Here is a 22,879-nt window from a genome sequence, read left to right as displayed (position 1 = left end):
ATCTTGCGTATTCTCCTTACCAATGACGACGGTATTCACGCCGAAGGGCTGGCGGTGCTTGAACGCATCGCACGCCAGCTTTCGGACGATATCTGGGTCGTCGCACCCGAGGCCGATCAGTCGGGTCTCGCCCATTCGCTGACGCTGTCGGAGCCGCTTCGCCTGCGCAAAATAGATGACCGCCACTTTGCCTTGCGCGGCACGCCGACCGATTGTGTGATCATGGGTGTGCGCCGGCTTATGCCGGAACCGCCCGACCTTGTGCTGTCGGGGGTCAATGCGGGTGCCAACATAGCCGACGACGTTACCTATTCGGGTACAGTTGCCGGAGCCATGGAGGGCACGTTGCTCGGCGTGCGCTCGATTGCGCTCAGCCAGGCTTACAACATGACCGGCGAGGGCCGGTTTACGCCCTGGGAGACGGTCGAGGCACATGCGCCAAAGCTGTTGCGCAAACTGATCGAAACCAGCCTGCCACCCGGCGTGCTCCTCAATGTCAACTTTCCGCGCTGTCTGCCGGAAGAGGTCAAGGGTGTGTCTGTCGCCAATCAGGGCAAGCTCGTCCACAACCTTTCAATCGAGGAACGGCGCGACGGCCGCGGCTTTCCCTATTACTGGCTGATGTTCGGCCGCGAGCAGACCGAAACCGTGCCTGGCACCGACATTGCGGCGATCCGAGATGACCGCATCTCGGTGACCCCGCTGCACCTCGATCTCACCGCGAACGAAGTGAAGGACCGGTTGAAAAAGGCGCTCGCATGAACGGTGCGCAGGCCGGCAAGGAAGGCTTTGTCGCATTTCTGATGCGCATGCGGGCGCTGGGCCTCGACAACAAGAAGCTGCTTGGCGCCATTGAAGCTACCCCGCGCGCGGATTTCGTTTCCGGCCCGTGGCATGACGCGATCTGGCAGGACAGAGTGCTGCCCATCGCCTGCGGCGAGGTGATCGAAGGCATCGACCTGCAAGCGCAGGTGCTGGCGGCGCTCGACATCGATGACGGTCATCGTGTGCTCGAAATCGGTACGGGTTCGGGGTTTACGGCGGCTGTGATGTCGCGGATTGCCGGCCGCGTTCTGACCTATGATCGTTTCAAACGCCTGCGCGATGAAGCGCAGCAGCGTTTTCAGGCGCTGGGCCTGAACAATGTGATCGCCCGTCAGGGAGATGCTTCAAACGGAGCCGCTAGCGAGGGGCCGTTTGACCGCATCGTCGTGTGGGCGGCATTCGAATCGCTGCCGCGCGGTTTCGTCGATCAGCTTGCCACCGGCGGCGTCATGGTCGCGGCAATCGGTGACGGGGAAGGCGAGCAGCCGCTCACGAAGCTCACGAAGCTGGGCAGCCGCTTCGAGCGCCAGGACCTGCGCATGGTGAGGTTCCAGCCGCTGGGCGAAGGCGTGGCTGCCGTCCTTTAGCCTCGGTCGGCAAACGGCCGTTATTGCTTCGGCCAACACAGCTTAACTGTCGAGTAACATTAACGCGGTTTAATGCCTGCACTGATTTGTACCGGGTGTGGGTAGTGTTATGCAGAGTACCATCCTGACACGAAATCGCCGCCGTCTCGCGCAAGGCGCGGCAATCCTGCTTTTCGCGGGCATGTCGGCGGGCTGCAGTTCCGACCTCATGCGCTTCGATCACGGGCTGTCGTCGAACAATAATTCCTATCAGCAGCCGGCTTACGCCCAGCAGCAGCCTGCAGCGGTCTACCAGGAGCAGCAGGCTTATCCGGGCGACTATGCGTCCGCTCAGCCTGAGTATCTCGACCAGACCACCACGGCGTCCATCAATCGTGCTCCGGCGCAGCGCCAGGGGCTGCTTCGTTCGGCGGTCCGGGCCGACAGGCGGGGGCCGGTGCCTTCAGTCGATATCGGCGCAAACGCCGCCGCGCCGCGGCAGCCGTATCCGCAACAGCCCGCTCCTGTGCGCTCCGCAAGCACCCAGCAGCTTCCCGCGCCGGTGACGCCGGGTGTGTCGCGGCAGCCGCTTGCGGCTCCGGCCTCGGCCAATCTCGACCGCACCACAACCGGGTCGATCCAGCAGCCTGTGGCGACCGTTCCCGCCGTTCCGGCTCAGCCGGTGCCGGTAGCTGCGGCGAAGCTGCCCGTCGAATTGCCGCTGCCCACAAAGGCGCCCGAAAAGCCCGTGGCTGTTCTGCCCAAACCAGCGTCCGTTCCCGTGCCGCAGGTCAATACGCAGAAAGCCGCTCGGCCCGTGACCACCGGTTCGGTGTACAGTGTCGTAGCCGGCGATACGCTTTCGGCAATCGCCCGCAAGACCGGCACGACGGCCGATGCCATCAAACATGCGAACAAGCTCGACAGCGCACTGATCCGGGTCGGCCAGAAGCTGGTCATCCCCGGCACAACGGTGCGGGCCAATGTTGCCTCATCCGTCCCTGCCGGTGTTGATCCCATCGTCACGGGAGGCGTAACCAAGCCGGCTACCGGCTATGTCGCGCCGAAGCAGGAAAAACGGGCCGAGATCGAGACAATGGTCGAGCGCGCGGCTGCCGCGCCCGATTCGACCGGGGTAGGGCGGCTGCGCTGGCCCGTGAACGGCCGGGTGATTGCGGCGTTCGGCAGCCAGTCGGGCGGCAAACACAATGACGGTATCGACATAGCGGTTCCGGAAGGCACGCCAGTCAAGGCAGCCGAAAACGGCGTCGTGATCTATGCCGGCGACGGGCTCAAGGATTTCGGCAACACGGTTCTGGTCAGGCATGAAAACGGGCTGGTCACCGTGTACGGCCACAACAGCAAGATTACGGTTTCGCGGGGTACGACCGTGCGTCGCGGACAGGAAATCGCCCGTTCGGGCCTTTCCGGCAATGCCGATGCGCCGAAACTGCATTTCGAAGTCCGCAAGGACTCCGCGCCGGTCGATCCGGCAACTTATCTCGAGTAGCCAAAAGAACCTAGAATAACGGCGCGGTCCGCCTGACCTCCAGTCCGGACCGCTGACTTCCCCGCCCCCGCCCGGGCGGGGATTTCTTTTTGGGCCTCATGGCATCGCCGGAAGGTCTGTCGCCTCCGGCTTCGTACCAGCTGCAGTCAGCATTGCGTGGATTTGGCCCCGGTGATGGGTCTGGTGATTGAACATCTGCACCGCACAGAGCGCGGTCGGTTTCACGATCCGTATCGAACCGCCGGGCGGATACCAGCTCGTGTCGCCTGCGAGGTCGGCGTGGCGCAAACCGGTCGCCCAGGTGGCGATCTCATCGTCCCGTTCCGCACGCCTTGCCTTGAAATAAGTCCAGACGGCGGGCTCGGTAAGCGAATGTATGACTGTCTCGTGCGGACGTTCGTTGCCCTTGATGCGCTCCAGCTGCAACGCATCCGCCCAGTAGAGGTGGTTAAAAGTGGCCGCGATCGACTTGAAGAATGCGCAGCGGTCCTTCCAGCGGTCGTCATCTGTCAAGCTGTCGGCGGCCCGGATCAGCGAGCCATTCTGCCAGCGGTTATAGCGGGCCATCAATTGGCAATATTCGGCCGATATCATCGCATCTGCCTCTCGGACGTATTGAGTTTTCGGATATTGGCTAGAACGGACTGCGCGTATTTTACGTCAGCGGGCGTTTTCGTTCAGCCTCGTGCCCAGCCGGCCGGCCAGGTCCTGGACAAACTGCCACGCGACGCGGCCGGAGCGGCTGCCGCGCGTCGTTGCCCATTCCAGCGCTTGCGCCCGCAATTGCTCCGGGTCGATCTTCAGACCGTAATGCGCAACATAGGCGTTTATCATTTCCAGATAGTCATCCTGTGAGCATTTGTGGAAACCGAGCCACAGGCCGAAGCGGTCGGAAAGCGAGACCTTTTCCTCCACCGCTTCCGAGGGGTTGATCGCTGTCGATCGTTCGTTCTCGATCATATCGCGCGGCAAGAGGTGGCGGCGGTTCGACGTTGCGTAGAAGACGACATTGTCGGGCCGGCCTTCGACGCCGCCCTCAAGGGCTGCCTTCAGCGATTTGTAGGATGTGTCGTCATTGTCGAACGAAAGGTCGTCGCAAAAAAGGATGAAGCGGTGCGATGCATCTTTCAGCAATGCCAGCAGGCGCGGCAGGCCGGAAATGTCCTCGCGGTGGATTTCAATCAGCTTGAGCGGCTCGGCGGCTGCGCGGCCAGAGTTCACCGTCGCATGCGCGGCCTTTACGAGAGACGACTTGCCCATGCCGCGCGCGCCCCACAAAAGCACATTGTTGGCCGGCAGTCCGAGGGCAAACCGTTCCGTATTGTCGACCAGAATGTCGCGCACGCGGTCGACGCCGCGGATAAGCGACAAATCGACCCGGTTCACCCGGTTCACCGGGTCCAGGCGAACCGCTTCGGCGTTCCAGACGAAACAGTCCGCCGCGGCAAAGTCGGGCGCATTCGGGGCGGCCGGGGCCATGCGCTCAAGCGCTGCGATCACGCGATCGAGTTTCCGTGCCAGTGCGTCATTTGCAGAATCGTTCATCGGACCGTCACAAAGCCTCAGCCGTTGGGTGGCCTCTAGCATGCGACCGTTGTTGCGAAAAGCCGCACACCGGCACCGTTCGTCGGTTGCAAAGGCGGCGCGAGCAACTATATTCGCGCCGAATTCGGCACAGCCGCCTTACCGGCCAGCCGTCAGATTTTTCAGGAGCTTTTCATGTTTGTGACACCGGCATACGCGCAGACTGGCGCCGGCGGGCCCGACATTCTCGTCAGCATTTTGCCCTTCATCCTCATTTTCGTCATCATGTACATGCTGATCATCCGCCCGCAGCGGCAGCAGATGAAAAAGCGCGGCGAGATGCTGTCGGCGATCCGGCGCGGGGATGCAGTGGTTACGGGCGGCGGATTGGTCGGCAAAGTGTCCAAGGTCATCGACGACAACGAACTCGAAGTCGATCTCGGCGGCGGGCTGAAGGTGACGGCGTTGCGCTCCACCATCGCCGAAGTGCGTATCAAGGGCGAACCGGTCGCCAACCAGAACGCGAAGACCGCCAAGAAATAATCCGATTTCCGGCTGACCGGCGGACAACCGCTACGGACGAACCCTATGCTCTATTTCTCGCGCTGGCAGTCGATCGCTATCTGGCTCGTTGTGCTTGTCGGTATCGCCTATGCGGTGCCAAACCTGTTGCCGCAGTCGACGCGCGACGCGCTGCCTGACTGGGCGCCCAAGCAACCGCTGACACTTGGCCTCGACCTCAGAGGCGGCTCGCACATCCTGCTTCAGGTGGACCGAGACAGCCTGCTGACAGACCGGCTCGAAACGGTGCGCGACGATGTCCGCACACTGCTGCGCGACGAGCGCATCGGATATACTGGCCTGTCCGCGAGCGGAACGTCGGTCCAGGTGCGCATCCGCGACGCGGGCGACATCGATGCGGCCAAGGAAGCCCTTGCCGGAATGATCGAGCCGATCTCGACCGGTGTCTTCGGCGCCGGCGTGATCACCGAACTGGAGTTCAGCGAGCCCGAACCCGGCCTGTTCCGTTACACGCTGACCGATGAGGGGATCAGCTACCGCGTCGTTTCGGCGGTCAGCCAGTCGATCGAGGTCGTCAGCCGCCGCGTCAACGAACTCGGTACGACCGAGCCGATCATTCAGCGGCAGGGCGACGACCGGATTCTCGTCCAGGTGCCCGGCCTCGACGATCCGCAGCGCCTTAAGGACATTCTCGGCCAGACCGCAAAGCTCACCTTCCGTTTTGTCGATCAGACCATGTCGGCCGAAGATGCCCTGCAGGGCAGGCCGCCGGCGGGCACGGAAATTCTCTATTCGCCTGATGATCCGCCGGTGCCGTACCTGATCGAGACCCGTGTCATCGTCTCGGGCGAAAACCTTGTCGATGCGCAGGCGACGTTCGATTCGCGAACCAACGAACCGGTTGTGTCGTTCAGGTTCGACAATCAGGGTGCAACGCGGTTCGGGCAGGCGACACAGCAGAATGTTGGCCGCCTCTTCGCAATTGTGCTCGACGAAGAAGTCATTTCGGCGCCGCAGATCCGGGAGCCCATCCTCGGCGGCACCGGGCAGATTTCCGGCAACTTCACCGTTCAGAGCGCGAACGACCTCGCGGTTCTGCTGCGCGCCGGTGCGCTTCCGGCCGACCTTACGATCGTCGAGGAACGGACGGTCGGTCCGAGCCTTGGCGCGGATTCCATCGCGGCAGGTGAAATCGCCGGCATCGTCGCGTCCATCGGCGTTGTCGTCTTCATGGTGCTTGCTTATGGCACGCTGGGCATCATCGCCAATATCGCGCTCGTCGCCAACGTCGCGCTGATTCTCGGCGTGTTGTCCGGTCTCGGCGCAACGCTGACGCTGCCCGGCATCGCCGGTATCGTTCTCACCATCGGTATGGCGGTGGATTCCAACGTCATCATATTCGAACGCGTGCGCGAGGAGCGGGCGAACGGGCGCTCGCTGGTTCAATCGCTGGATGCCGGCTTCCGCAACGCGATGTCGACCATCATCGACGCCAATGTGACCACGCTGATTGCAGCTGTGATCATGTTCTATCTGGGTTCGGGGCCGATCCGCGGTTTTGCGGTGACGCTGGCCATCGGCATCGTCACCACCGTCTTCACCGCATTCCTGCTCACCCGCTGGCTGATTGCGCAGTGGCTGCGCCGCACCAAACCGACCGAGCTGCCGCGCGGCGTGATCAAATTCGTGCCGGACAACACCAAGATCAGGTTCATGCGCCTGCGCAACGTCGCATTCACGGTGTCCTCGGCGATCGCCATCCTGTCTGCGGCGCTGTTCTTCACCGTGCAGATGAATATGGGCATCGATTTCCGCGGCGGTTCGCTGATCGAGGTGCAGGCCAAGCAGGAGGCAGCCGAAATCGGCGATGTGCGCTCCAGGCTGGAAGGGCTCAATCTCGGCGAAGTGCAGGTTCAGGAGTTCGGCAGTCCCAAGGATCTGCTGATCCGTATCGGTGCGCAGGATGGCGGCGACAGCGCCGAGCAATCGGCGCTTCTCCTGGTGCAAAACGAACTTGAGGCCGATTACGAGTTCCGCCGCGTCGAAGTGGTCGGGCCGACGATTTCGGCCGAACTTGCGCAGGCCGGCACCATCGCCGTCATTGCGGCGCTGTTCGCCATGCTCGTTTATATCTGGCTCCGGTTCGAGTGGCAGTTCGCGGTCGGCGCGATTGTGGCGACACTGCACGACGTTGTGTTGGTGATAGGCTTCTATGTGGTCACCGGACTCGAGTTCAATCTGAGCAGTATCGCGGCTGTGCTGACCGTGGTCGGCTATTCGATCAACGATACGGTTGTGGTCTATGACCGCATTCGCGAAAATCTGCGCAAGTTCAAGAAGATGCCGCTGCCGGAGCTGATCGACCTTACCGTCAACCAGACGCTCTCGCGCACCACGCTGACGGCCGCGACGACTCTGGTCGCACTCACCGCGCTGTGGCTGCTTGGAGGCGAAGTGATCGCGTCCTTTACGCTTGCCATGATTGTCGGCGTGGTGATCGGCACATACTCGTCGATCTTCATTGCCGGTCCGCTGCTCATCCTGTTCAAGCTGCGGCCGGAGACCTTCCAGGCAAGCGTGGAGCACAAGCCGGAAGCACCGTCCGGGGCCACAGGGGCCTGACGGCGCGCGATGGGCGCCGGCATTCAGATACGCGAGGCGCATTTTCCCGGACGCGCGCCGATCGACGCATATGGCAATGGCGGCTTCCGCTTTGCCGACATGTCGCATCGCGGCTCGCTTTTGTGCCTGCCCTCGGGCATTCACGGCTGGGATGTAGCGTCGGCCTCTCAACTGACACCGGCGCATTTTGCCAAAGTGGTGGCCGAAGCTGCGGATATCGGCATCCTGCTTGTCGGCGCTGGCTCTGACATCATGCGCCTGCCAAAACCGCTTCGTGAATTGCTGTCTGAAGCCGGCATTGCAGCGGACACCATGTCCACCGGGGCGGCGGTGCGCACCTATAATGTGCTCTTGGCGGAAGACCGGGCGGTCGCCGCCGCACTAATCGCCGTTGAATGATATGGCTGGCGCCTTACAACTCGGCCAATCGCTGCGTGACCTCGACCGCGAACGCTACCTGACGACGCTCTACGCACCGACCGGCAAACGCGCCGCGCTGAACGCGCTTTACGTCTTCAATGCTGAAATCGCTGCCATCCGCGACAAGGTCAGGGAACCGATGGCCGGTGAGATCAGATTGCAATGGTGGCGCGATGCGCTCGCGGCGGGCGCGGAGACCGGCAACCCGGTCGCGGATACCCTGATCGCCACCATAAGGGAACACCGGCTGCCGCAACCAGCCTTCGAGCGGATGCTCGAAGCACGAATATTCGATCTCTACGACGACCCGATGCCTGATTGCGCGACACTGGAGGGCTATTGCGGGGAAACAGCGTCCACGCTCATTCAGCTTGCGGCAATGATCCTCGATAGCAAGACGGCTCAGAACTGGGCGGATGCGGCCGGCCATGCCGGCTGTGCGATGGCGATTGCCGGCATGCTGAGGCTGCTCCCGATCCACCGTTCGCGCGGGCAGTGCTTTGTTCCGCAGGATGTGCTCGGCTCGGTGGGCACGACATCCGAGGCCTTTATTGCCGGTAACGACCGCGAAGCTGCGGGCAGGGCGGTTTCGGCCATGGGGTCTCTTTCCCGCGAACATCTGGTGAAATTCGCCAGCTATGCGAAGGACCTGCCGCCGGTACTCCGGCCTGCATTTTTGCCGGTCGCGCCGGTCGGTGCACATCTGAAAGCGGTTCAGGCCCGCCCGGCGGCGGCTGCGGGCCAATCCCGCAGTGCTTCCGGTATCCGTTCCCAGCTTGCGATCATGCACAGGGCCGCTCGCGGCTGGGGCTGATCGTCTTTGACGTAAACGTCAAAAACGAATAATCCGGTTGCGATTGATGGGCTGAACATCGGTCGGGAGGAATGAGCCTAACGCTTCTCGTCGTCATGGTGGTCGTGGGTATCGCGGCCGTAGTCGCCGCCGTCCACATGACTGGCGGCACGGTGACGGCTGCCCTTGATGGCACCGAGGCGGCAAGGCAACGTTTCGCCAGCGACTTCGCGGATATGGAAGTCACCGAGACCTGGCTGACTGAGCAGCGCGACGCGGCATTCCTGGCGCTTGAGGATGGCCGCACCGGAATTGTCTGCGCGTTTGGCGACCGGTTTCTGACCCGCATCGCCTCTGCCGGCGATCCCGCGATGAGGGTCGAGTGCGACGGGCGCACGGTACGGATCCGGATGGACGACTTTACCTGGCATGGCGGGCCGTTCACATTTGCCAGCGAAGCGGATGCCCTGGCGATTGCGCGACGGCTTGGCGCTGAGGCGGACACGCCAGAAGGAGCGAAAACGCATGGATAGCTATGAATTTCCGGCGGTCACGCAACTCGCCATTCCGTTCTTCGTCATCGCGATCCTGCTGGAGCTGTGGCTGGTGCGCACAGGCCGGGCCAGGGGCGAGTTCGAGACCCGCGACACGCTGACAAGCCTGATGATGGGCACGGGTAATGTCGTTGCCGGCATCCTGCTTGGCATCGTCTCCTACTCGGCGCTTCTGTGGCTGTGGCAGTTTCGCTTCTTCGACCTCGGTTTGAGCGTGTGGGTGTTCATCGCCGCCTTCCTGCTCGATGATCTGCGCTATTACTGGTATCACCGCATCGCCCACCGCGTGCGCTGGGTTTGGGCGGAGCATGTGAACCATCACTCCAGCCAGCACTACAATCTCTCCACCGCGCTGCGCCAAAGCTGGACCGGGCTTTTCACCGGCATGTTCGTGCTGCAGGCGCCGCTGGTGCTGCTTGGGCTTCACCCGGCGGTGATTGCCTTCGTGTTCGGTTTCAACCTCGTCTGGCAGTTCTGGATCCACACCGAGACGATCGGCAAGATGTGGCGGCCGATCGAGGCGATCTTCAACACGCCGTCGCACCACCGCGTCCATCATGCGACCAACCCGCGCTATCTCGACGCCAACTATGCCGGCACGCTGATCATCTGGGATCGTATGTTCGGCACGTTCGTTGAGGAACTGGAGGAAGACCAGCCGCGCTACGGCATCGTGAAGAACATCGGCACCTTCAACCCGGTGAAGGTGGCGTTTCACGAATATGTCGGCATCGCCAGGGATGTCTTTACCCCCGGCCTGACATTGCGGCAGCGGCTTGCCTATCTCTTCGCGCCGCCCGGCTGGAGCCATGACGGTTCGCGCGAAACGTCCGAAAGCCTCAAGGCGGCTTATGTGCGCCGCAATCCGCAAGAAGCCGGAAAGCCGGGGCTTCCGGATACCGGAACGGCCGGCATGACGCCGGCGGAGTAGCTAGCCCGCCGGCTTCAGTAGGTCTGCGAATTCGGCTTCCTGCTTGGCCATCTTGGCTTGAACAGCCGACATTAGATCGGCAGGGCGAAGCATGCCGCCATTCCAGGTCGCGATGTAGTCGAGGCCGTCGGCCACCGAGTGGTCGCGCGCATAATGCAAGTTGCGCTTGATGCCGGCGATTGCCAGCGGGGATTTCTTCGCGATCGCTTCGGCGAGCTCGAAAGCTGCGGCAAGTACCGCCTCTGGCGTTTCGTAGACGGCGGAAACCAGCCCGAAGCCGTGCGCTTCCTCGGCTGAAAAGCGGCGGCCGGTGAATGCGAGTTCGGCGGCCACCGCCGGCGCGATCAGCTTGGGCAGCCTTTGCAGCGTTCCGACATCTGCAGCCATGCCGATGTGGATTTCCTCGACCGCAAAGAAGGCATCCTTGGAGGCAAGCCGCAGGTCGCATGCCGTCATCAAGTCGACACCGGCGCCAATGCAGGCGCCATGTATCGCGCAGATGACCGGGAAGGGCGCCTGTTCGATGGCGTTGAAGGCATCCTGCAGATCGAGGATCGTCTGGCGCATCGCATGAGCGGCGCGGCCGGGTTCGCTGTCGAACAGCTTGCTGATGCCGGCAAATGCCTGAAGGTCCATGCCGCCGGAGAAATTTCGGCCCTCGCCGGAAATGACGACGCAGCGCACGGCACTGTCCGTCGCCAGTTCGCGTATCAGACGTGGCAGATCGGTCCAGAAATCCGGCGACATCGCGTTGGAGCGGTCAGGCCGGTTCATCGCCAGTTGAACCACCGCTCCGCGCTGGTCGATCCTGAAGAAGCTGCTTTGCAATTTCGGCATCGGTGTCACTGTCAGCCCTTCGGGTCCGGAAGGGTCATGTCGGGTGCCGGCTCGGCATCGACAGTGATGAACATTTCCGGATCGCCCTTCGAATGCATCGTGTCGCGCCACACGAAGCCGGTTTCCGGATCGACCCAGTATTCGCTGCGGGTCGGTGTTCCGGTGTTGTAGGTTTGGTAGTCGACCGCATAGTGGTTGACCGTCTTGCCGTCGAGATCGACGCCGTATTCACAGGTGATGTTGGTCGCCTTCTCCGCCTGGCTGAAAATGCCGGCAATCGCCGTGTCCATCACCTCTTTGGGTGTGGAGTTGGCCAGCGTCCAGGTCTTACCCTTGTCCATGCTCGTGTAGACGTCGCCGTTTACGAACGACAGGCTGGCGGGGTTCTTGTCGGCATCGTAATAAAGCGAGCCCTCAGCCGTCTGCAGCGAATACCCGCGCATCTCGTTTTCGCCGAACTTGGTGACCGAAGTTCCAAACCGGTTAAGCTGCTGCTCCGGTGCGTTGTCTCCAAAAGGAGCCATGATTGCGCGAACCGTTGCTTCGCATTCGGCCTGATCGGCAATTGCTGAAGAAACGGCCAGCGCCAGCCAGCCGGAACCGACTGCACACAGGCGAAACATACGCACATTCATGATGGGAACCTCTTCACTTGCGGGCCTGCCAGTGTTCAGGCGCGCGCCCTCGAGGTCAAGCCGCCACCTATTATTCAGCCGCCTGGGCCGGCACGGGCAGGCCCAGCCACTCGTGGCAGGCGTCGAGTGCGCGCCGGGTGGTTGCACGCTTCTTTGCTATCGACTTGTCCTTGCCGCGGAAGCGGCCTTCGAAACCGTCAGGCTTCAACTTGGTGCCCGGCTCAAGCGGCGGGAACAGGCCGAAATTCACGTTCATCGGCTGGAAGGAGCGTTTGCCCGGCTCTTCGTCGGAGAGCAGATGTCCGCCGGTAATATGGTTGAGCAGCGCGCCGAAGGCCGTCACGACTGGCGGCACCGGGAGCGGCTTGCCAAGACGCTCGGCGGCAGCGAAGCGGCCCGCGAGCAACCCCATGGCCGCGCTTTCGACATAACCTTCGCAGCCCGTGATCTGCCCGGCAAAACGCAGGCCGGGCCGCGACTTCAATTGCAGCGAGGTGTCGAGCAGGACCGGAGAATTGATGTAGGTGTTGCGGTGGAGGCCGCCCAGCCGCGCGAACTCGGCGTTCTCAAGGCCCGGGATGGTGCGGAAAATGCGCACCTGCTCGGCATATTTCAGCTTCGTCTGGAAGCCGACCATGTTGTAGAGCGTGCCGAGCGCATTGTCCTGGCGCAGCTGCACCACCGCGTAGGCCTTTTCGTCCGGCTTGTGCCTGTTGGTCAGTCCCATCGGCTTCATCGGTCCGTGACGCAGTGTCTCCGGCCCGCGTTCCGCCATCACCTCGATCGGCAAACAGCCGTCGAAATAGGGCGTTCCTTCCCATTCGCGGAATTCGGTCTTTTCGCCGTCGACCAGCGCCTGAACGAACGCTTCATACTGCTCCTTGTTCAGGGGGCAGTTGATGTAGTCCTTGCCGGTGCCGCCGGGACCGACCTTGTCGTAGCGCGACTGGAACCACGCGGTGTCGAGGTCGACAGTGTCGAAATGGATGATCGGCGCGATAGCGTCGAAGAAGGCGAGGGCGGTCTCGCCCGTCTCGGCGGCAATCGCCTCGGCAAGCGAGGGTGCCGTGAGCGGCCCGGTGGCAATGATCGCTTGGTCCCATTCGGCGGGCGGCAGGCCGGCCACCTCCTCGCGTGCGATGGTGATCAGCGGATGTGCTTCGAGCTTCGCGGTTACGGCTTCGGAAAAGCCGTCCCTATCCACGGCGAGCGCGCCGCCGGCAGGTACCTGGTTGGCATCGCCGCTTGCCATGATCAGCGAATTCGCCAGGCGCATCTCAGCATGCAGCAGGCCGACGGCATTATTCTGGGCGTCGTCGGAACGGAAGGAGTTGGAACAGACGAGTTCGGCGAGCCCGTCCGTCTTGTGCGCCTCGGTGCCGCGCACGGGCCGCATTTCATGCAGGACGACGGGCACGCCCGCCGATGCGATCTGCCATGCGGCTTCCGAACCTGCGAGGCCGCCGCCGATAACGTGAACAGGATTTGCCATAACGGCCATCGCATTAGGCGTGCGGCAGCCGAAATGCAACCGGAACCCCGGCAGTGACTGGCATCCAAGGTGTGGCCAAAATGCCATTGTTTCAATGGGACCCAGCGGCTAGGTTTCGGCGCATGAAAAAGCTGCTTTCAGGTCTCGCCCTTCTTTCCGCCACGGCTCTGGCTTCCGGCTGCGCGCCCGATTTCAAGGAGCAGCAGGCTAAGGCCGTGGTGCCGCACAAATTTGTGGCCTGTTACAGTTACGGCTGCCGCAAGCGGGTGACGTTCCCGATCACGCAACAGGTGAATGACCGCTTCGCCGCGATCATGTCGGAAGGCCAGGGCTCGGCGGAAGGTGAGCGGCAGGCAATCCGCAAGGCGGTGGCCTATTATGAAGATCTGTCGGCAACGCGCATTGGCACGAGGGACGACCCCAAATCGCCGGTGGCGGCATCCGGCAAGCCGGGGCAGATGGACTGCATCGACGAATCCACCAACACCAAGCACGTGCTGCTTTATCTGCAGGCGCGGCAGCTTCTGGCGTATCATTCCGTACAGCCCAATACGTCGCGCGGCGTGTTGATCGACGGGCGATATCCGCACTGGACCGCCGTGATCAAGGATACCAGCGGCAAGAAATGGGCGGTGGACAGCTGGTTTGAGCCCGGCGGCGGACTGCCGGATGTCGACCCGCTCGACTATTGGCGCACCCGCGGCGTCATGGGCGAGCGCTAGCCGCCTCTTCCTTTTTCAGGATCGCACATAAAACAACACCCGCCGGGGGAGGAGATCCGGCGGGTGTCGTTTCTAAGATCGGCAATTGGGAGGAGGATAATTGCCGATCAAGTCCACGGGTTTCGGGGAGGAGGTCGAAACCCGCGAAACTCTGGAATTATTTAGACCGAGCGGCGTGCGACGAACGGAATGTCGCCACGGTTGATGCCCAGGTCGTTAAGCTCACGGCTCGACAGGCGGTTCAGCTCGTTGACGGTGTCGCGGTAACGGCGCCAGTTGCGGTAGTTGCGGATCAGGTTCATGGTCGTTTTCCTTCGATGGAGCCGCGTCTGCCGGGCTCTGAAATCTGTGTATCTCGTTACGACCATGAGATAGTGAGTGCGGGGCGGTTTGAGAAGCGCATATGTTGCATGGCAGCATTGCGTTTTGTGCAATGCAATATGGCGGAATTGTGCTGCCATTGCAGCTAGTTAGTGATTCGGCGCTTGTCGCTGATTGGTCGGAGGCGGTTTGGCAGGATATCTCGAAAGGGTAGGCCGGGACATCGCGCGATGGCGGTCTGCCGGGCTTATCGACGAAGCGACCGCGTCGGCGCTTGTCGCCGATGCGGCGCAACATCACCGCCGCGGCTTCAGTTTCGGCAGTGTTCTGGCGATCCTGGCCGCCGCGCTGTTTGGTGCGGCGCTGTTATTGCTGGTGGCAGCAAATTGGGAGGCCATCCCGAGGCTGGTGCGCGTTGCCGGCATCTTCGCCGTCATTCTGGCCAGCTACATCGGAGGCGCTATCCTGAAGGGCCGGGACCATGCGGCGCTTGCAGAGGGTCTGTGGATCGTCGCGGCCGTCGCGTTCGGTGGCGGTATCGCGCTCATTGGCCAGATGTATCACCTGAGCGGCGATGAAGCCGATGCGCTGTTTGTCTGGGCTCTCGGCACGGCCCTGGCCGCCGCGGCACTTCGATCGGGCCCGCTGACGGCAGGAGCGGTCCTGCTGGCCGGCACCTGGATGGTCTACATTGCGGTTGAGGGCGGGCTGGGAACCTACGTTCCGCGCGAATACCCACTCTATGCCGCGGTTCTCTGGGCATTGTCGCTGTGGACTGCGAGCGTTTCGGCGCGCCACCTCATCCTGCTTTCGCTGATGCTATTCACGTCGCTGCTTTATCTCGAAGATGAAGTGCTCGTGGCTCCCGTGCTGCTCGTGGCCGCCTCGGCGGCAGCGTTTGTGTTCGCATGGCTTCGGCCGCAGCTCGCCGACCGGTTGACGGGTCTTGGCAGCGGGCTTGCGGTCGAGAGCCTGCTGGGTTTCATCGTCGGCGTCTGGATCCTACAGGCGGAACTAAGCGACGGGCCGTATTTTCTGCTGCTGGCGGCCGTCATGTTCGCCGGTGTGGTGGCAGCGCTTTTGATGGCCGGACGCGACAGCCGCGCCTTGCGCTGGCTGGCTTATGCCGGCTTCATCCTCGAACTCGGCTTCGTCTATCTTACGTTGTTTGACACGATGCTTGATACCGCCGGTTTCTTTTTCGCTGCCGGCATATCGCTCGCCATACTGGCCTGGTTCATCAGCCGTATCGAAAAGCGCCTTTCCGAACGGGAAAACGCAATCGGCGCGGGAGAGGGCGCATGAAACAGCATTCCCGCTACCTTACAGGCATCGCCGTCGCTGTCGCCGTTCTGCAGATCGCGTTTCTCGCCTCTATGATCATGGGCCGTGCCGCCATCCTGCGCGACGGGCGAGAAATTCTGCTTGAAGTGCGGCCGGTCGATCCGCGGGATCTGCTGCGCGGCGATTATGTGCGCGTCGACTACAACATCTCCTCCGTGCCGGTGGAGTTGGTTAAGGAGGTGACTGAGGAGACCGGCCAGATCATCAACGCGCCGCTTTATGTGCGGCTTGAAGCCGGCGACGATGGTATCTGGAAACCGGTTGCTGCACGCATCGGCGCGCCACCTCCCGGCGATCCGGGCGAAAACCAGGTCGATATTCGCGGGACGACGCTCCAGTCCCGCCTCGTCGATGTGCCATCGGTTCGCGTGGCCTATGGGATCGAACGTTTCTATCTGCCGGAGGGCGAGGGCAAGCCGATCGAGACAGATATGCGCGAGCGCCCTTTCAGGATGGCCGTTGCCGTCGACGCGAGCGGGACGGCGCAGATCAAGGCCTTCTATGACGGCGACAATCTGATCTATAGCGAGCCGATCTACTGACCCGCGCGGCCGCAAGTGGCCATCAAAATAGAGATCGGCCGCGAAAAGGTAAGATTCAGGGCTAAATACCCTTTGATCGCCGGAATCATGGTGTTATAGAACGCCGCGCTTCGGCAGGTCGGCAGGCCTTGCCGGGCGGGTGTGGTGGAATTGGTAGACACGCAGGATTTAGGTTCCTGTGGCGCAAGCCGTGGGGGTTCAAGTCCCTTCACCCGCACCAGGCCTTCCATTCCGGCAGAACGAACGCATGTATCCGCCATGCATATGGCGGCGAGAACAACAAAGGTATGACAATGCAGGTAACCGAAACGCTCAATTCGGGGCTGAAGCGCGAAATCAAGGTGACCGTGCCTGCCAAGGACATGGAAGCCAAGCTGGTCAAGCGTTTGACGGACGCGAAGGACAAGGTGCGCATCAACGGGTTCCGTCCCGGAAAGGTGCCGGTGCAGCACCTGCGCAAGGTCTACGGACGCTCCTTCATGGCCGAGGTGGTGAACGAGATCCTCTCCGACTCCGCGCGCGAAATTCTTTCCGACCGCGGCGAGAAAGCTGCCATGCAGCCCGAGATCGCGATGACCGAGGACGAGAAAGAGGCCGAGAAGGTGCTCGAGGGCAACGCCGATTTCGAGTTTTCGCTTGCCTACGAAGTCCTGCCGCCGATCGAACTCAAGGATTTCTCGTCGATCAAGCTGACGCGCCTGGTCTACGACGTGCCGGACGACGAGGTGGAGAAGCAGGTTGAAGTGGTCGCCGATTCCGCGCGCTCGTACGAGCCGAAGAAGGGCAAGGCCGAGGCCGGCGACAAGGTGAAGCTCGATTATCTCGGCAAGATCGATGGCGAGGCGTTTGACGGCGGTGCCGCAGAAGACGCCGAAATCGTCATTGGTTCCAACCAGTTCATTCCGGGCTTCGAAGACCAGCTTGTCGGCGTCAAGGCCGACGACGAAACCACCATCGAGGTGACGTTCCCCGAGCAATATGCGGCCGAACATCTTGCCGGCCGCAAGGCAACCTTCGATCTCAAGGTCAAGGAAGTGTCGAAGCCGGGCAAACTCGAGATCAATGACGAGCTGGCCAAATCGCTCGGACTGGAATCGGCGAACAAACTGCGTGAGGCCGTTCGCGGCCAGATCGAAAGCCAGTACGGCACGCTGACGCGGCAGAAGGCGAAGCGCCAGCTGCTCGACGCGCTGGACGAGGCCTACAAGTTCGATACGCCTGAAAAGCTGGTCGAGGCCGAGTTCGGCAACATCTGGAGCCAGGTCATGCAGGATCTGGACCGGGCAGGGCGCACTTTCGCCGATGAGGACACCACCGAGGAAGAGGCACGCGAAGAATATCGCCGCCTCGCCGAGCGCCGGGTGCGTCTTGGCCTGGTGCTGGCCGAGATCGGCGAAAAGGCCGGCGTAACCGTCTCCGACGACGAGCTGCAGCGTGCACTCTTTGAATCGATCCGGCGTTACCCGGCCAACCAGCAGCAGCAGGTTTACGAATATTACCGCGAAAACCCGCAGGCGCTTTCAGGCGTCCGCGCGCCGCTGTTCGAGGAGAAGGTCGTCGATCACCTGATGGCCGAGGTCAATGTGACCGACAAGAAGGTCTCGCGCGAAGAGCTGATCGCCGAAGACGACGAGGATGTCGCGGAAGCCGCGCCGGCGAAGAAGAAGGCACCGGCCAAGAAGAAGGCCGCGCCGAAGAAAAAGGCCGAGGCCGAGGAATAGTCCTTTCCCGACCAGGGCGTTATCAAAGGGTCGCCGGCGCACTCCGCGTCAGGCGGCCTTTTCTTATGGAGATAAACGATGGCGGCGACGATTTACGGTTTCAAGAACTGCGATACGGTGAAGAAGGCGCTCAAATGGCTGGAAGCCAATGGCGTCGATCACAGCTTCTTCGACTATCGCAAGGAGCCGCTTGAAGCCGCCACCGTCGATGACTGGATAGCCCGTGCCGGCTGGGAAGCCGCCTTCAACCGCGGCTCGCGTTCATTCCGTGCTCTGCCGGAGGCCGAGCAGTCGAATATCGACGCTGCGAAGGCGCGCGACCTGATCCTTGCCGACACCAACTTCATCAAGCGGCCGGTGCTCGACACTGGCGATGATCTGCTGTTCGGCTTCAAGGCCGATGCTTACGCAGCCGCAACCGGGCGATAGCCGGGCAGGGCGGCCATGCGCATTCTGTCGCTGAATGCCTGGGGCGGGAAGCTTTACGCGCCGCTGCTCGATTATCTTGCGGCTCTCGATGCGGATGTTCTGTGCCTGCAGGAGGTGGTGAACACGCCAGGCTCGACCGAAGTAGAGCTGACACAGCCGACACCATAGTTTCGTCCGTGGACTGGCGGTATAGGATGTTGAATTTGCTCAAGGTTTATTCTGGAAGTTGCCATTGTGGCGGTATCGCGTTCGAGGCTGCCATTGATTTTTCCGAAGGGACGAGCCGCTACAACTGCACCTTCTGCCGGAAAACACGCAACTGGACTGCGGCAACAACTCCGGAGCGGTTTCGGATCACACGAGGCGATAATCTCGTCGGGAAGTATGATGCCACTGATCAGGGAAGCAATTCTCACTGTTTTTGTTCCATATGCGGCGTGTGGCTCTTTAGTGATGGCAATATCCCTGAAGTAGGAGGCGCTTATGTCACTGTGGCAATCGCGGCACTCGACGATGCAAGTGTTGAGGAACTGAATTCCGCGCCGATTACCTGGATGGATGGTTTGCACGACAATTGGTTCAGCCCACCGCAGGAAACTGAGCACCTGTAGATTTGCAGGGTGGTGCGGTTCGTGAGGTCAGGCGATGGGTACGCGACCACTTGAGTTTTGCCAGAGGTCTCAAGCGGCCCAGCTGGCCTGACTAGGTCTTGGAACGGACATCCACTAGCTGGAAGTCGAGGTCCGCTTTGTCCGCATGGCAGACATTGGCGCGGCCTATATAGAAAGTCGCATAAGATATATTATGGAACTTATCTGACTGACGAAAGTGAGGCCTGGATTAGATAAAATCCAGTTATTTCAATATCTTGTGGCGCTCAGGTGCAGCTATTCCGCCAAATCGGAAATCTCGGCACCCGCAGCTTTGATCAGCGCGTTGGGCTCGGATGAAAACACAGCATCGTGCGCGCCGGCTGCCGCCCAGACAACGTCAAACATTGCGAGTTTCCTGTCCGCATACACCGGCAGAGCGTTGTCATATCCGATCGGTGCCACGCCGCCGATGGCAAAGCCCGTGCGGTCACGCACGTCGCGCGGGTCGGCGCGTTTCAGTTCCTGACCGGCAGCCTTGGCCGCTTTCGCCAGATCGAGCCGCGACGCGCCGGACAGCAGAAACAGATACAACGTGCCGTCGTTCTTGCCTTCGAAGATCAGCGATTTGACGATCTGGTCGACCGTACAGCCGCATTGCTGCGCGGCTTCTTCGGCCGTGCGCGTCGAAGCGCCCATGCGACGGATTTCAACATCGAGCCCGGCGCTTGCGGCGGCTTGTTTCACGCGTTCGATGCTGCCGCTCATTAGCCGTGCTCCGTCACGTCGATTTCGAATGTCTGGCCGTCATAGGCCGGCTCCACATGGTCCGGCGTTTCGCGGCGCACCGTCTCATAGTCGAGCGGAATGTGCATATGGGTCAGCAGTGCCTTTCGAGGAACCAGCCGCTCAATCCATTCAAGCGCTTCGCCGAGCGAAAAATGCGACGGGTGCGGCCGGTATTGCAGTGCGTCGATGACAAGCAGTTCGAGGCCCGTCAGCAAATCTGCCGTCGCGTCCGGAAAGCCACTGACATCGGAACAGTAAGCTACCGCGCCGACGCGGAAGCCGAGCGAAACGATATCGCCATGCTCTTGCGGCAGCGGCTGGAAGGATAGGGGACCCCCCTCTCCTGTTATCGTCACCGGTTCGTCGTGACTGATGATGTGCGGTTCCACGACCGGCGGATATGCCGAACCGGCCGGGGTTTCGAAACAATAGCCGAAGCCTTCGCGCAACCGCGCCATAGTCGGCTGGTCGGCGAAGATGTCGATGCGCTCGCGCTGCGACAGGAAATAGCCGCGCAGATCGTCGATGCCGTGAATGTGGTCGGCGTGGGCGTGCGTGTAGATCACGCCGTCGAGCCGCGTGACGCCGGCAGAAATCATCTGCTCGCGAAAATCAGGCCCGGTGTCGATGGCGACGGTGGTCGCTCCATGGTCCGTGATGCGCTGGAAGATCGCAGCCGCACGCAATCTTCGGTTGCGCGGGTTTGCCGGGTCACAGGCTCCCCAGTCGCCATTTATGCGCGGCACACCAGGCGAAGATCCGCAGCCGGTTATCGTCAGCCTGATGCGGTCGGTCATCGTTCTCAGGCGCCGTTGAGAGCAGAGCGCGGAATTCGGGAGAAGATGCGCATCGCGTTCTCCGTCGTGATTTCAGCGATTTCGTCGTTACCGACAGCCAGTGTCTCGGCCAGCACAGTTGCCGTGTGCGCCACATAGGCCGGCTCGTTGCGTTTGCCGCGATGCGGTGTCGGCGCGAGATATGGCGCGTCGGTTTCAACCAGAAGCCTGTCGCGCGGCAGATCGCGGGCGATGGCGCGCAGCTCTTCCGACTTCTTGAACGTCAGAATGCCGGAAAACGACACATAGCCGCCGAGTTCGATGCCGGTTTCGGCAAGCGCGCGGCCGGACGAAAAACAATGCAGAATGAAGGGGAAGGCCCCCTTCCCTGTTTCGTCGCGCAGGATCGCTGCCACGTCGTCATCGGCATCGCGCGCGTGGATGACCAGCGGCAGTCCGGTCTCGCGCGCCGCCGCGATGTGAGTGCGGAAACCCGCGGCCTGCGCATCGCGCGGCGCCTTGTCGTAGAAATAATCGAGCCCCGCCTCGCCGATGGCGACAACCTTGGGGTGTTCCGCTAGGCTGATGATCTCTGCCGCCGGGATGCCTTCTTCTTCGCCCGCATTGTGGGGATGCGTGCCGACCGAGCAGAAAACGTTCGGATAGGCTTCGGCGATCGCGCGGATGCTGTCGAAACGCCGGACGCGCGTCGAAATCGTCACCATCAGCGCGACACCCGCTTTGCCGGCTCTTGCAATCACCTCGTCGCGTTCGGCTTCCAGGTCGGGAAAGTCGAGATGGCAGTGGCTGTCGATCAGCTTCATGTCGCCTGCGCTTCCGGCTCCACATAGCGCGGGAAAATACCCTGCGGCTTCGGCAGTTCGGTTCCGGGCACCAGCGCCGCATCCGCAATACGGAAATGGCGCTTGTCGGCAGGCGCTGCGACCAGGTCGAGCAGTTTTCCCGCGCTTTGCGGCATGAAGGGCTGGATCGAAACGCCGACGACGCGAATGATTTCGGCGGTGACGTAGAGCACGGTCGCCATGCGTTCCGGATCAGTCTTTTTCAGCGCCCAGGGTTCCTGCGCGGCGAAGTATCGGTTGGCATCCGCCACCACGGTCCAGATCGCGGCCAGCGCCTTGTGGATCTGGAAGGCGTTCATGGCCGGCGCCACCTCGTCATAGATGCCGTAGGCTGCCTTCAGGATCGCGTTGTCCTCGTCCGACAGCGCGCCGCATTCGGGCACCTTGCCGTCGCAGTTCTTGGCGATCATCGACAGCGAGCGCTGCGCCAGATTGCCCAGATCGTTGGCGAGGTCGGCATTGGTGCGGTTCACGATCGCGTCGTGGCTGTAATTGCCGTCCTGCCCGAACGGCACTTCGCGCAGCAGGAAATAGCGTACCTGGTCGAGCCCGTAATGTTCGGCCAGCGCGAACGGATCGACGACGTTGCCGACCGACTTCGACATCTTCTCTCCGCGATTGAACAGGAAACCATGCGCGAACACGCTTTTCGGCAGCTCGATGCCCGCCGACATCAGGAATGCCGGCCAGTAGACGGCGTGAAAGCGCACGATGTCCTTGCCGATAATGTGAGCATTGGCCGGCCAGTAGCCCCAGCGCTCGGCCGTCTCGTCGGGGTAGCCGGCTGCGGTGATGTAGTTGGTCAGCGCATCGACCCAAACATACATCACATGCTTTTCGTCGCCTGGAACCGGCACGCCCCAATCGAAGGTGGTGCGCGAGATCGACAAATCCTTCAGGCCGGATTTTACGAAGCTGACAACCTCGTTGCGGCGCTCGGCCGGGCCGATGAAATCCGGCCGGTCCTCATAGAGCTTGAGCAGCCTGTCCTGGTAGTTGGAGAGCCGGAAGAAGTAGCTTTCTTCCTCCACCCACTCGACCGGCGTGCCCTGCGGGCCGTAACGTACGCCGTCTTCGCGCAGCTCGGTTTCGCTTTCGTCGTAATAGGCCTCGTCGCGCACTGCGTACCAGCCGGCGTAACCACCCTTGTAGATGTCGCCGTTCTTTTCCATCGCCCGCCAGATCGCCTGCGAGGCAGCGTAATGGCGCTCTTCGGTGGTGCGCACGAAGTCGTCATTCGAGGCGTTCAGCGCTTCGGCCATCCGCATGAATTCGGCGGTGTTCCTGTCGGCCAGTTCGCGCGGCGAAATGCCTTCCTTGCGCGCCGTCTGCAGCATCTTGATGCCGTGTTCGTCCGTGCCTGTCAGAAAGAACACATCCCTGCCGTCGAGCCGCTGGAAACGTGCCATGGCGTCGGTCGCGATCAGTTCATAGGCGTGGCCGATATGCGGCTTGCCGTTCGGATAGGAAATCGCGGTCGTGATGTAGTATTTTTCGCGGGCCATGGCGGCGTGAATGCTTTCGAATTCAGGTGGTCGGGAAGCGGTCAGA

25 protein-coding genes, 1 tRNA gene and 1 pseudogene are annotated in these 22,879 nt (G+C 61.8%); 17 read left to right on the top strand and 10 right to left on the bottom strand.

The window, feature by feature from the left end; genetic code table 11:
- The first annotated feature begins 3 nt into the window (after nt 1-3).
- From surE to EP165_RS15570, 3 genes are all read left to right on the top strand, one after another.
- Complete coding sequence (gene surE, locus EP165_RS15580; protein WP_127523749.1) at nt 4-762, top strand: 5'/3'-nucleotidase SurE; 759 nt, start codon at nt 4-6, stop codon at nt 760-762.
- On the top strand, nt 759-1,412 hold the full coding sequence (locus tag EP165_RS15575; RefSeq protein ID WP_127523748.1) for a protein-L-isoaspartate(D-aspartate) O-methyltransferase: 654 nt from the start codon (nt 759-761) through the stop codon (nt 1,410-1,412). Before surE ends, EP165_RS15575 begins: the two co-directional genes overlap by 4 nt.
- 109 nt (nt 1,413-1,521) lie before the next feature.
- Nucleotides 1,522-2,901 carry a peptidoglycan DD-metalloendopeptidase family protein gene (locus EP165_RS15570; RefSeq protein ID WP_127523747.1) on the top strand — a complete coding sequence of 460 codons (1,380 nt, stop codon included), beginning with the start codon at nt 1,522-1,524 and terminating at the stop codon, nt 2,899-2,901.
- A gap of 96 nt (nt 2,902-2,997) precedes the next feature.
- Here EP165_RS15570 and EP165_RS15565 read toward each other — a convergent pair whose 3' ends face one another.
- Entirely contained in the window at nt 2,998-3,468 is a 471-nt protein-coding gene (locus EP165_RS15565) for a DinB family protein (RefSeq protein WP_348629564.1), read from the bottom strand.
- A gap of 93 nt (nt 3,469-3,561) precedes the next feature.
- The gene (locus EP165_RS15560) at nt 3,562-4,446 is read right to left on the bottom strand and encodes an ATP-binding protein (protein WP_127523745.1); all 885 of its coding nucleotides are present in this window, start codon (nt 4,444-4,446) and stop codon (nt 3,562-3,564) included.
- 174 nt (nt 4,447-4,620) lie between these two features.
- Here EP165_RS15560 and yajC point away from each other — a divergent pair, with 174 nt between their 5' ends.
- From yajC to EP165_RS15530, 6 genes are all read left to right on the top strand, one after another.
- Nucleotides 4,621-4,968: a preprotein translocase subunit YajC gene (gene yajC, locus EP165_RS15555; RefSeq protein ID WP_127523744.1), complete on the top strand. Its 348-nt coding sequence runs from the start codon at nt 4,621-4,623 to the stop codon at nt 4,966-4,968.
- Between the two features lie 45 nt (nt 4,969-5,013).
- Complete coding sequence (secDF, locus tag EP165_RS15550) at nt 5,014-7,569, top strand: protein translocase subunit SecDF (RefSeq protein WP_127523743.1); 2,556 nt, start codon at nt 5,014-5,016, stop codon at nt 7,567-7,569.
- A gap of 9 nt (nt 7,570-7,578) precedes the next feature.
- Complete coding sequence (locus EP165_RS15545; RefSeq protein WP_127523742.1) at nt 7,579-7,968, top strand: Mth938-like domain-containing protein; 390 nt, start codon at nt 7,579-7,581, stop codon at nt 7,966-7,968.
- A 1-nt stretch (nt 7,969) separates the two neighbouring features.
- Nucleotides 7,970-8,803: a phytoene/squalene synthase family protein gene (locus EP165_RS15540; protein WP_127523741.1), complete on the top strand. Its 834-nt coding sequence runs from the start codon at nt 7,970-7,972 to the stop codon at nt 8,801-8,803.
- Between the two features lie 71 nt (nt 8,804-8,874).
- On the top strand, nt 8,875-9,315 hold the full coding sequence (locus EP165_RS15535) for a hypothetical protein (RefSeq protein ID WP_206075927.1): 441 nt from the start codon (nt 8,875-8,877) through the stop codon (nt 9,313-9,315).
- The gene (locus tag EP165_RS15530) at nt 9,308-10,267 is read left to right on the top strand and encodes a sterol desaturase family protein (protein ID WP_127523740.1); all 960 of its coding nucleotides are present in this window, start codon (nt 9,308-9,310) and stop codon (nt 10,265-10,267) included. Before EP165_RS15535 ends, EP165_RS15530 begins: the two co-directional genes overlap by 8 nt.
- Here EP165_RS15530 and EP165_RS15525 read toward each other — a convergent pair whose 3' ends face one another.
- The 3 genes from EP165_RS15525 to trmFO form a co-directional block, all read right to left on the bottom strand.
- Nucleotides 10,268-11,104, bottom strand: a complete 837-nt coding sequence (locus tag EP165_RS15525; RefSeq protein ID WP_127523739.1) for a crotonase/enoyl-CoA hydratase family protein — start codon at nt 11,102-11,104, stop codon at nt 10,268-10,270.
- 11 nt (nt 11,105-11,115) lie between these two features.
- Complete coding sequence (locus EP165_RS15520) at nt 11,116-11,727, bottom strand: hypothetical protein (RefSeq protein WP_127523738.1); 612 nt, start codon at nt 11,725-11,727, stop codon at nt 11,116-11,118.
- Between the two features lie 82 nt (nt 11,728-11,809).
- On the bottom strand, nt 11,810-13,231 hold the full coding sequence (trmFO, locus tag EP165_RS15515) for a methylenetetrahydrofolate--tRNA-(uracil(54)-C(5))-methyltransferase (FADH(2)-oxidizing) TrmFO (protein WP_245440175.1): 1,422 nt from the start codon (nt 13,229-13,231) through the stop codon (nt 11,810-11,812).
- 122 nt (nt 13,232-13,353) lie between these two features.
- On the opposite strand from trmFO, the gene EP165_RS15510 reads away from it, so the two are divergent.
- Complete coding sequence (locus tag EP165_RS15510) at nt 13,354-13,953, top strand: hypothetical protein (RefSeq protein WP_127523736.1); 600 nt, start codon at nt 13,354-13,356, stop codon at nt 13,951-13,953.
- A gap of 161 nt (nt 13,954-14,114) precedes the next feature.
- Here EP165_RS15510 and EP165_RS15505 read toward each other — a convergent pair whose 3' ends face one another.
- The gene (locus tag EP165_RS15505) at nt 14,115-14,255 is read right to left on the bottom strand and encodes a DUF1127 domain-containing protein (protein ID WP_127523735.1); all 141 of its coding nucleotides are present in this window, start codon (nt 14,253-14,255) and stop codon (nt 14,115-14,117) included.
- A gap of 208 nt (nt 14,256-14,463) precedes the next feature.
- On the opposite strand from EP165_RS15505, the gene EP165_RS15500 reads away from it, so the two are divergent.
- From EP165_RS15500 to EP165_RS15470, 7 genes and pseudogenes are all read left to right on the top strand, one after another.
- Complete coding sequence (locus EP165_RS15500) at nt 14,464-15,579, top strand: DUF2157 domain-containing protein (RefSeq protein ID WP_127523734.1); 1,116 nt, start codon at nt 14,464-14,466, stop codon at nt 15,577-15,579.
- Nucleotides 15,576-16,160, top strand: a complete 585-nt coding sequence (locus tag EP165_RS15495) for a GDYXXLXY domain-containing protein (RefSeq protein ID WP_127523733.1) — start codon at nt 15,576-15,578, stop codon at nt 16,158-16,160. The genes EP165_RS15500 and EP165_RS15495 overlap by 4 nt, the downstream gene beginning before the upstream one ends.
- A 135-nt stretch (nt 16,161-16,295) precedes the next feature.
- Nucleotides 16,296-16,380: transfer RNA gene (locus EP165_RS15490), tRNA-Leu, on the top strand.
- A gap of 73 nt (nt 16,381-16,453) precedes the next feature.
- Nucleotides 16,454-17,881 (top strand): trigger factor, encoded by a 1,428-nt coding sequence (tig, locus tag EP165_RS15485; RefSeq protein ID WP_127523809.1) that lies wholly within the window; start codon nt 16,454-16,456, stop codon nt 17,879-17,881.
- A 78-nt stretch (nt 17,882-17,959) separates the two neighbouring features.
- Complete coding sequence (locus EP165_RS15480; RefSeq protein WP_127523732.1) at nt 17,960-18,310, top strand: Spx/MgsR family RNA polymerase-binding regulatory protein; 351 nt, start codon at nt 17,960-17,962, stop codon at nt 18,308-18,310.
- Nucleotides 18,311-18,325: 15 nt separating this feature from the next.
- Nucleotides 18,326-18,445, top strand: a pseudogene (locus EP165_RS15475) (endonuclease/exonuclease/phosphatase family protein); the annotation flags it as partial.
- Between the two features lie 68 nt (nt 18,446-18,513).
- Nucleotides 18,514-18,921 (top strand): GFA family protein, encoded by a 408-nt coding sequence (locus tag EP165_RS15470; protein WP_127523731.1) that lies wholly within the window; start codon nt 18,514-18,516, stop codon nt 18,919-18,921.
- 276 nt (nt 18,922-19,197) lie between these two features.
- Here the strand turns inward: EP165_RS15470 and EP165_RS15465 are convergent, their stop codons facing one another.
- From EP165_RS15465 to metG, 4 genes are read right to left on the bottom strand one after another with little or no spacing between them, the layout of a single operon-like run.
- Complete coding sequence (locus tag EP165_RS15465) at nt 19,198-19,668, bottom strand: YbaK/EbsC family protein (protein WP_127523730.1); 471 nt, start codon at nt 19,666-19,668, stop codon at nt 19,198-19,200.
- Nucleotides 19,668-20,486: an MBL fold metallo-hydrolase gene (locus EP165_RS15460; protein WP_127523729.1), complete on the bottom strand. Its 819-nt coding sequence runs from the start codon at nt 20,484-20,486 to the stop codon at nt 19,668-19,670. The genes EP165_RS15465 and EP165_RS15460 overlap by 1 nt, the downstream gene beginning before the upstream one ends.
- A gap of 5 nt (nt 20,487-20,491) precedes the next feature.
- Complete coding sequence (locus EP165_RS15455; RefSeq protein WP_127523728.1) at nt 20,492-21,289, bottom strand: TatD family hydrolase; 798 nt, start codon at nt 21,287-21,289, stop codon at nt 20,492-20,494.
- On the bottom strand, nt 21,286-22,833 hold the full coding sequence (metG, locus tag EP165_RS15450) for a methionine--tRNA ligase (protein WP_127523808.1): 1,548 nt from the start codon (nt 22,831-22,833) through the stop codon (nt 21,286-21,288). Before metG ends, EP165_RS15455 begins: the two co-directional genes overlap by 4 nt.
- Between the last annotated feature and the right edge of the window lie 46 nt (nt 22,834-22,879).

The organism is Mesorhizobium sp. Z1-4, assembly GCF_004000235.1.
GTDB lineage: Bacteria > Pseudomonadota > Alphaproteobacteria > Rhizobiales > Rhizobiaceae > RCIO01.
Note: the sequence above shows the minus strand (reverse complement) of the source record. Positions and strands in the feature narration are given on the sequence as shown.

Excerpts from the sequence above, each read along its gene's own strand:
- EP165_RS15575 (WP_127523748.1), top strand. The coding sequence starts at position 759 with ATGAACGGTGCGCAGGCCGGCAAGGAAGGCTTTGTCGCATTTCTGATG.
- EP165_RS15570 (WP_127523747.1), top strand. The coding sequence starts at position 1,522 with ATGCAGAGTACCATCCTGACACGAAATCGCCGCCGTCTCGCGCAAGGC.
- EP165_RS15565 (WP_348629564.1), bottom strand. The coding sequence starts at position 3,468 with ATGGCCCGCTATAACCGCTGGCAGAATGGCTCGCTGATCCGGGCCGCC.
- EP165_RS15560 (WP_127523745.1), bottom strand. The coding sequence starts at position 4,446 with ATGAACGATTCTGCAAATGACGCACTGGCACGGAAACTCGATCGCGTG.
- yajC (WP_127523744.1), top strand. The coding sequence starts at position 4,621 with ATGTTTGTGACACCGGCATACGCGCAGACTGGCGCCGGCGGGCCCGAC.
- secDF (WP_127523743.1), top strand. The coding sequence starts at position 5,014 with ATGCTCTATTTCTCGCGCTGGCAGTCGATCGCTATCTGGCTCGTTGTG.
- EP165_RS15545 (WP_127523742.1), top strand. The coding sequence starts at position 7,579 with ATGGGCGCCGGCATTCAGATACGCGAGGCGCATTTTCCCGGACGCGCG.
- EP165_RS15540 (WP_127523741.1), top strand. The coding sequence starts at position 7,970 with ATGGCTGGCGCCTTACAACTCGGCCAATCGCTGCGTGACCTCGACCGC.
- EP165_RS15535 (WP_206075927.1), top strand. The coding sequence starts at position 8,875 with ATGAGCCTAACGCTTCTCGTCGTCATGGTGGTCGTGGGTATCGCGGCC.
- EP165_RS15530 (WP_127523740.1), top strand. The coding sequence starts at position 9,308 with ATGGATAGCTATGAATTTCCGGCGGTCACGCAACTCGCCATTCCGTTC.
- EP165_RS15525 (WP_127523739.1), bottom strand. The coding sequence starts at position 11,104 with ATGCCGAAATTGCAAAGCAGCTTCTTCAGGATCGACCAGCGCGGAGCG.
- EP165_RS15520 (WP_127523738.1), bottom strand. The coding sequence starts at position 11,727 with ATGTTTCGCCTGTGTGCAGTCGGTTCCGGCTGGCTGGCGCTGGCCGTT.
- trmFO (WP_245440175.1), bottom strand. The coding sequence starts at position 13,231 with ATGGCAAATCCTGTTCACGTTATCGGCGGCGGCCTCGCAGGTTCGGAA.
- EP165_RS15510 (WP_127523736.1), top strand. The coding sequence starts at position 13,354 with ATGAAAAAGCTGCTTTCAGGTCTCGCCCTTCTTTCCGCCACGGCTCTG.
- EP165_RS15505 (WP_127523735.1), bottom strand. The coding sequence starts at position 14,255 with ATGAACCTGATCCGCAACTACCGCAACTGGCGCCGTTACCGCGACACC.
- EP165_RS15495 (WP_127523733.1), top strand. The coding sequence starts at position 15,576 with ATGAAACAGCATTCCCGCTACCTTACAGGCATCGCCGTCGCTGTCGCC.
- tig (WP_127523809.1), top strand. The coding sequence starts at position 16,454 with ATGCAGGTAACCGAAACGCTCAATTCGGGGCTGAAGCGCGAAATCAAG.
- EP165_RS15480 (WP_127523732.1), top strand. The coding sequence starts at position 17,960 with ATGGCGGCGACGATTTACGGTTTCAAGAACTGCGATACGGTGAAGAAG.
- EP165_RS15465 (WP_127523730.1), bottom strand. The coding sequence starts at position 19,668 with ATGAGCGGCAGCATCGAACGCGTGAAACAAGCCGCCGCAAGCGCCGGG.
- EP165_RS15460 (WP_127523729.1), bottom strand. The coding sequence starts at position 20,486 with ATGACCGACCGCATCAGGCTGACGATAACCGGCTGCGGATCTTCGCCT.
- EP165_RS15455 (WP_127523728.1), bottom strand. The coding sequence starts at position 21,289 with ATGAAGCTGATCGACAGCCACTGCCATCTCGACTTTCCCGACCTGGAA.
- metG (WP_127523808.1), bottom strand. The coding sequence starts at position 22,833 with ATGGCCCGCGAAAAATACTACATCACGACCGCGATTTCCTATCCGAAC.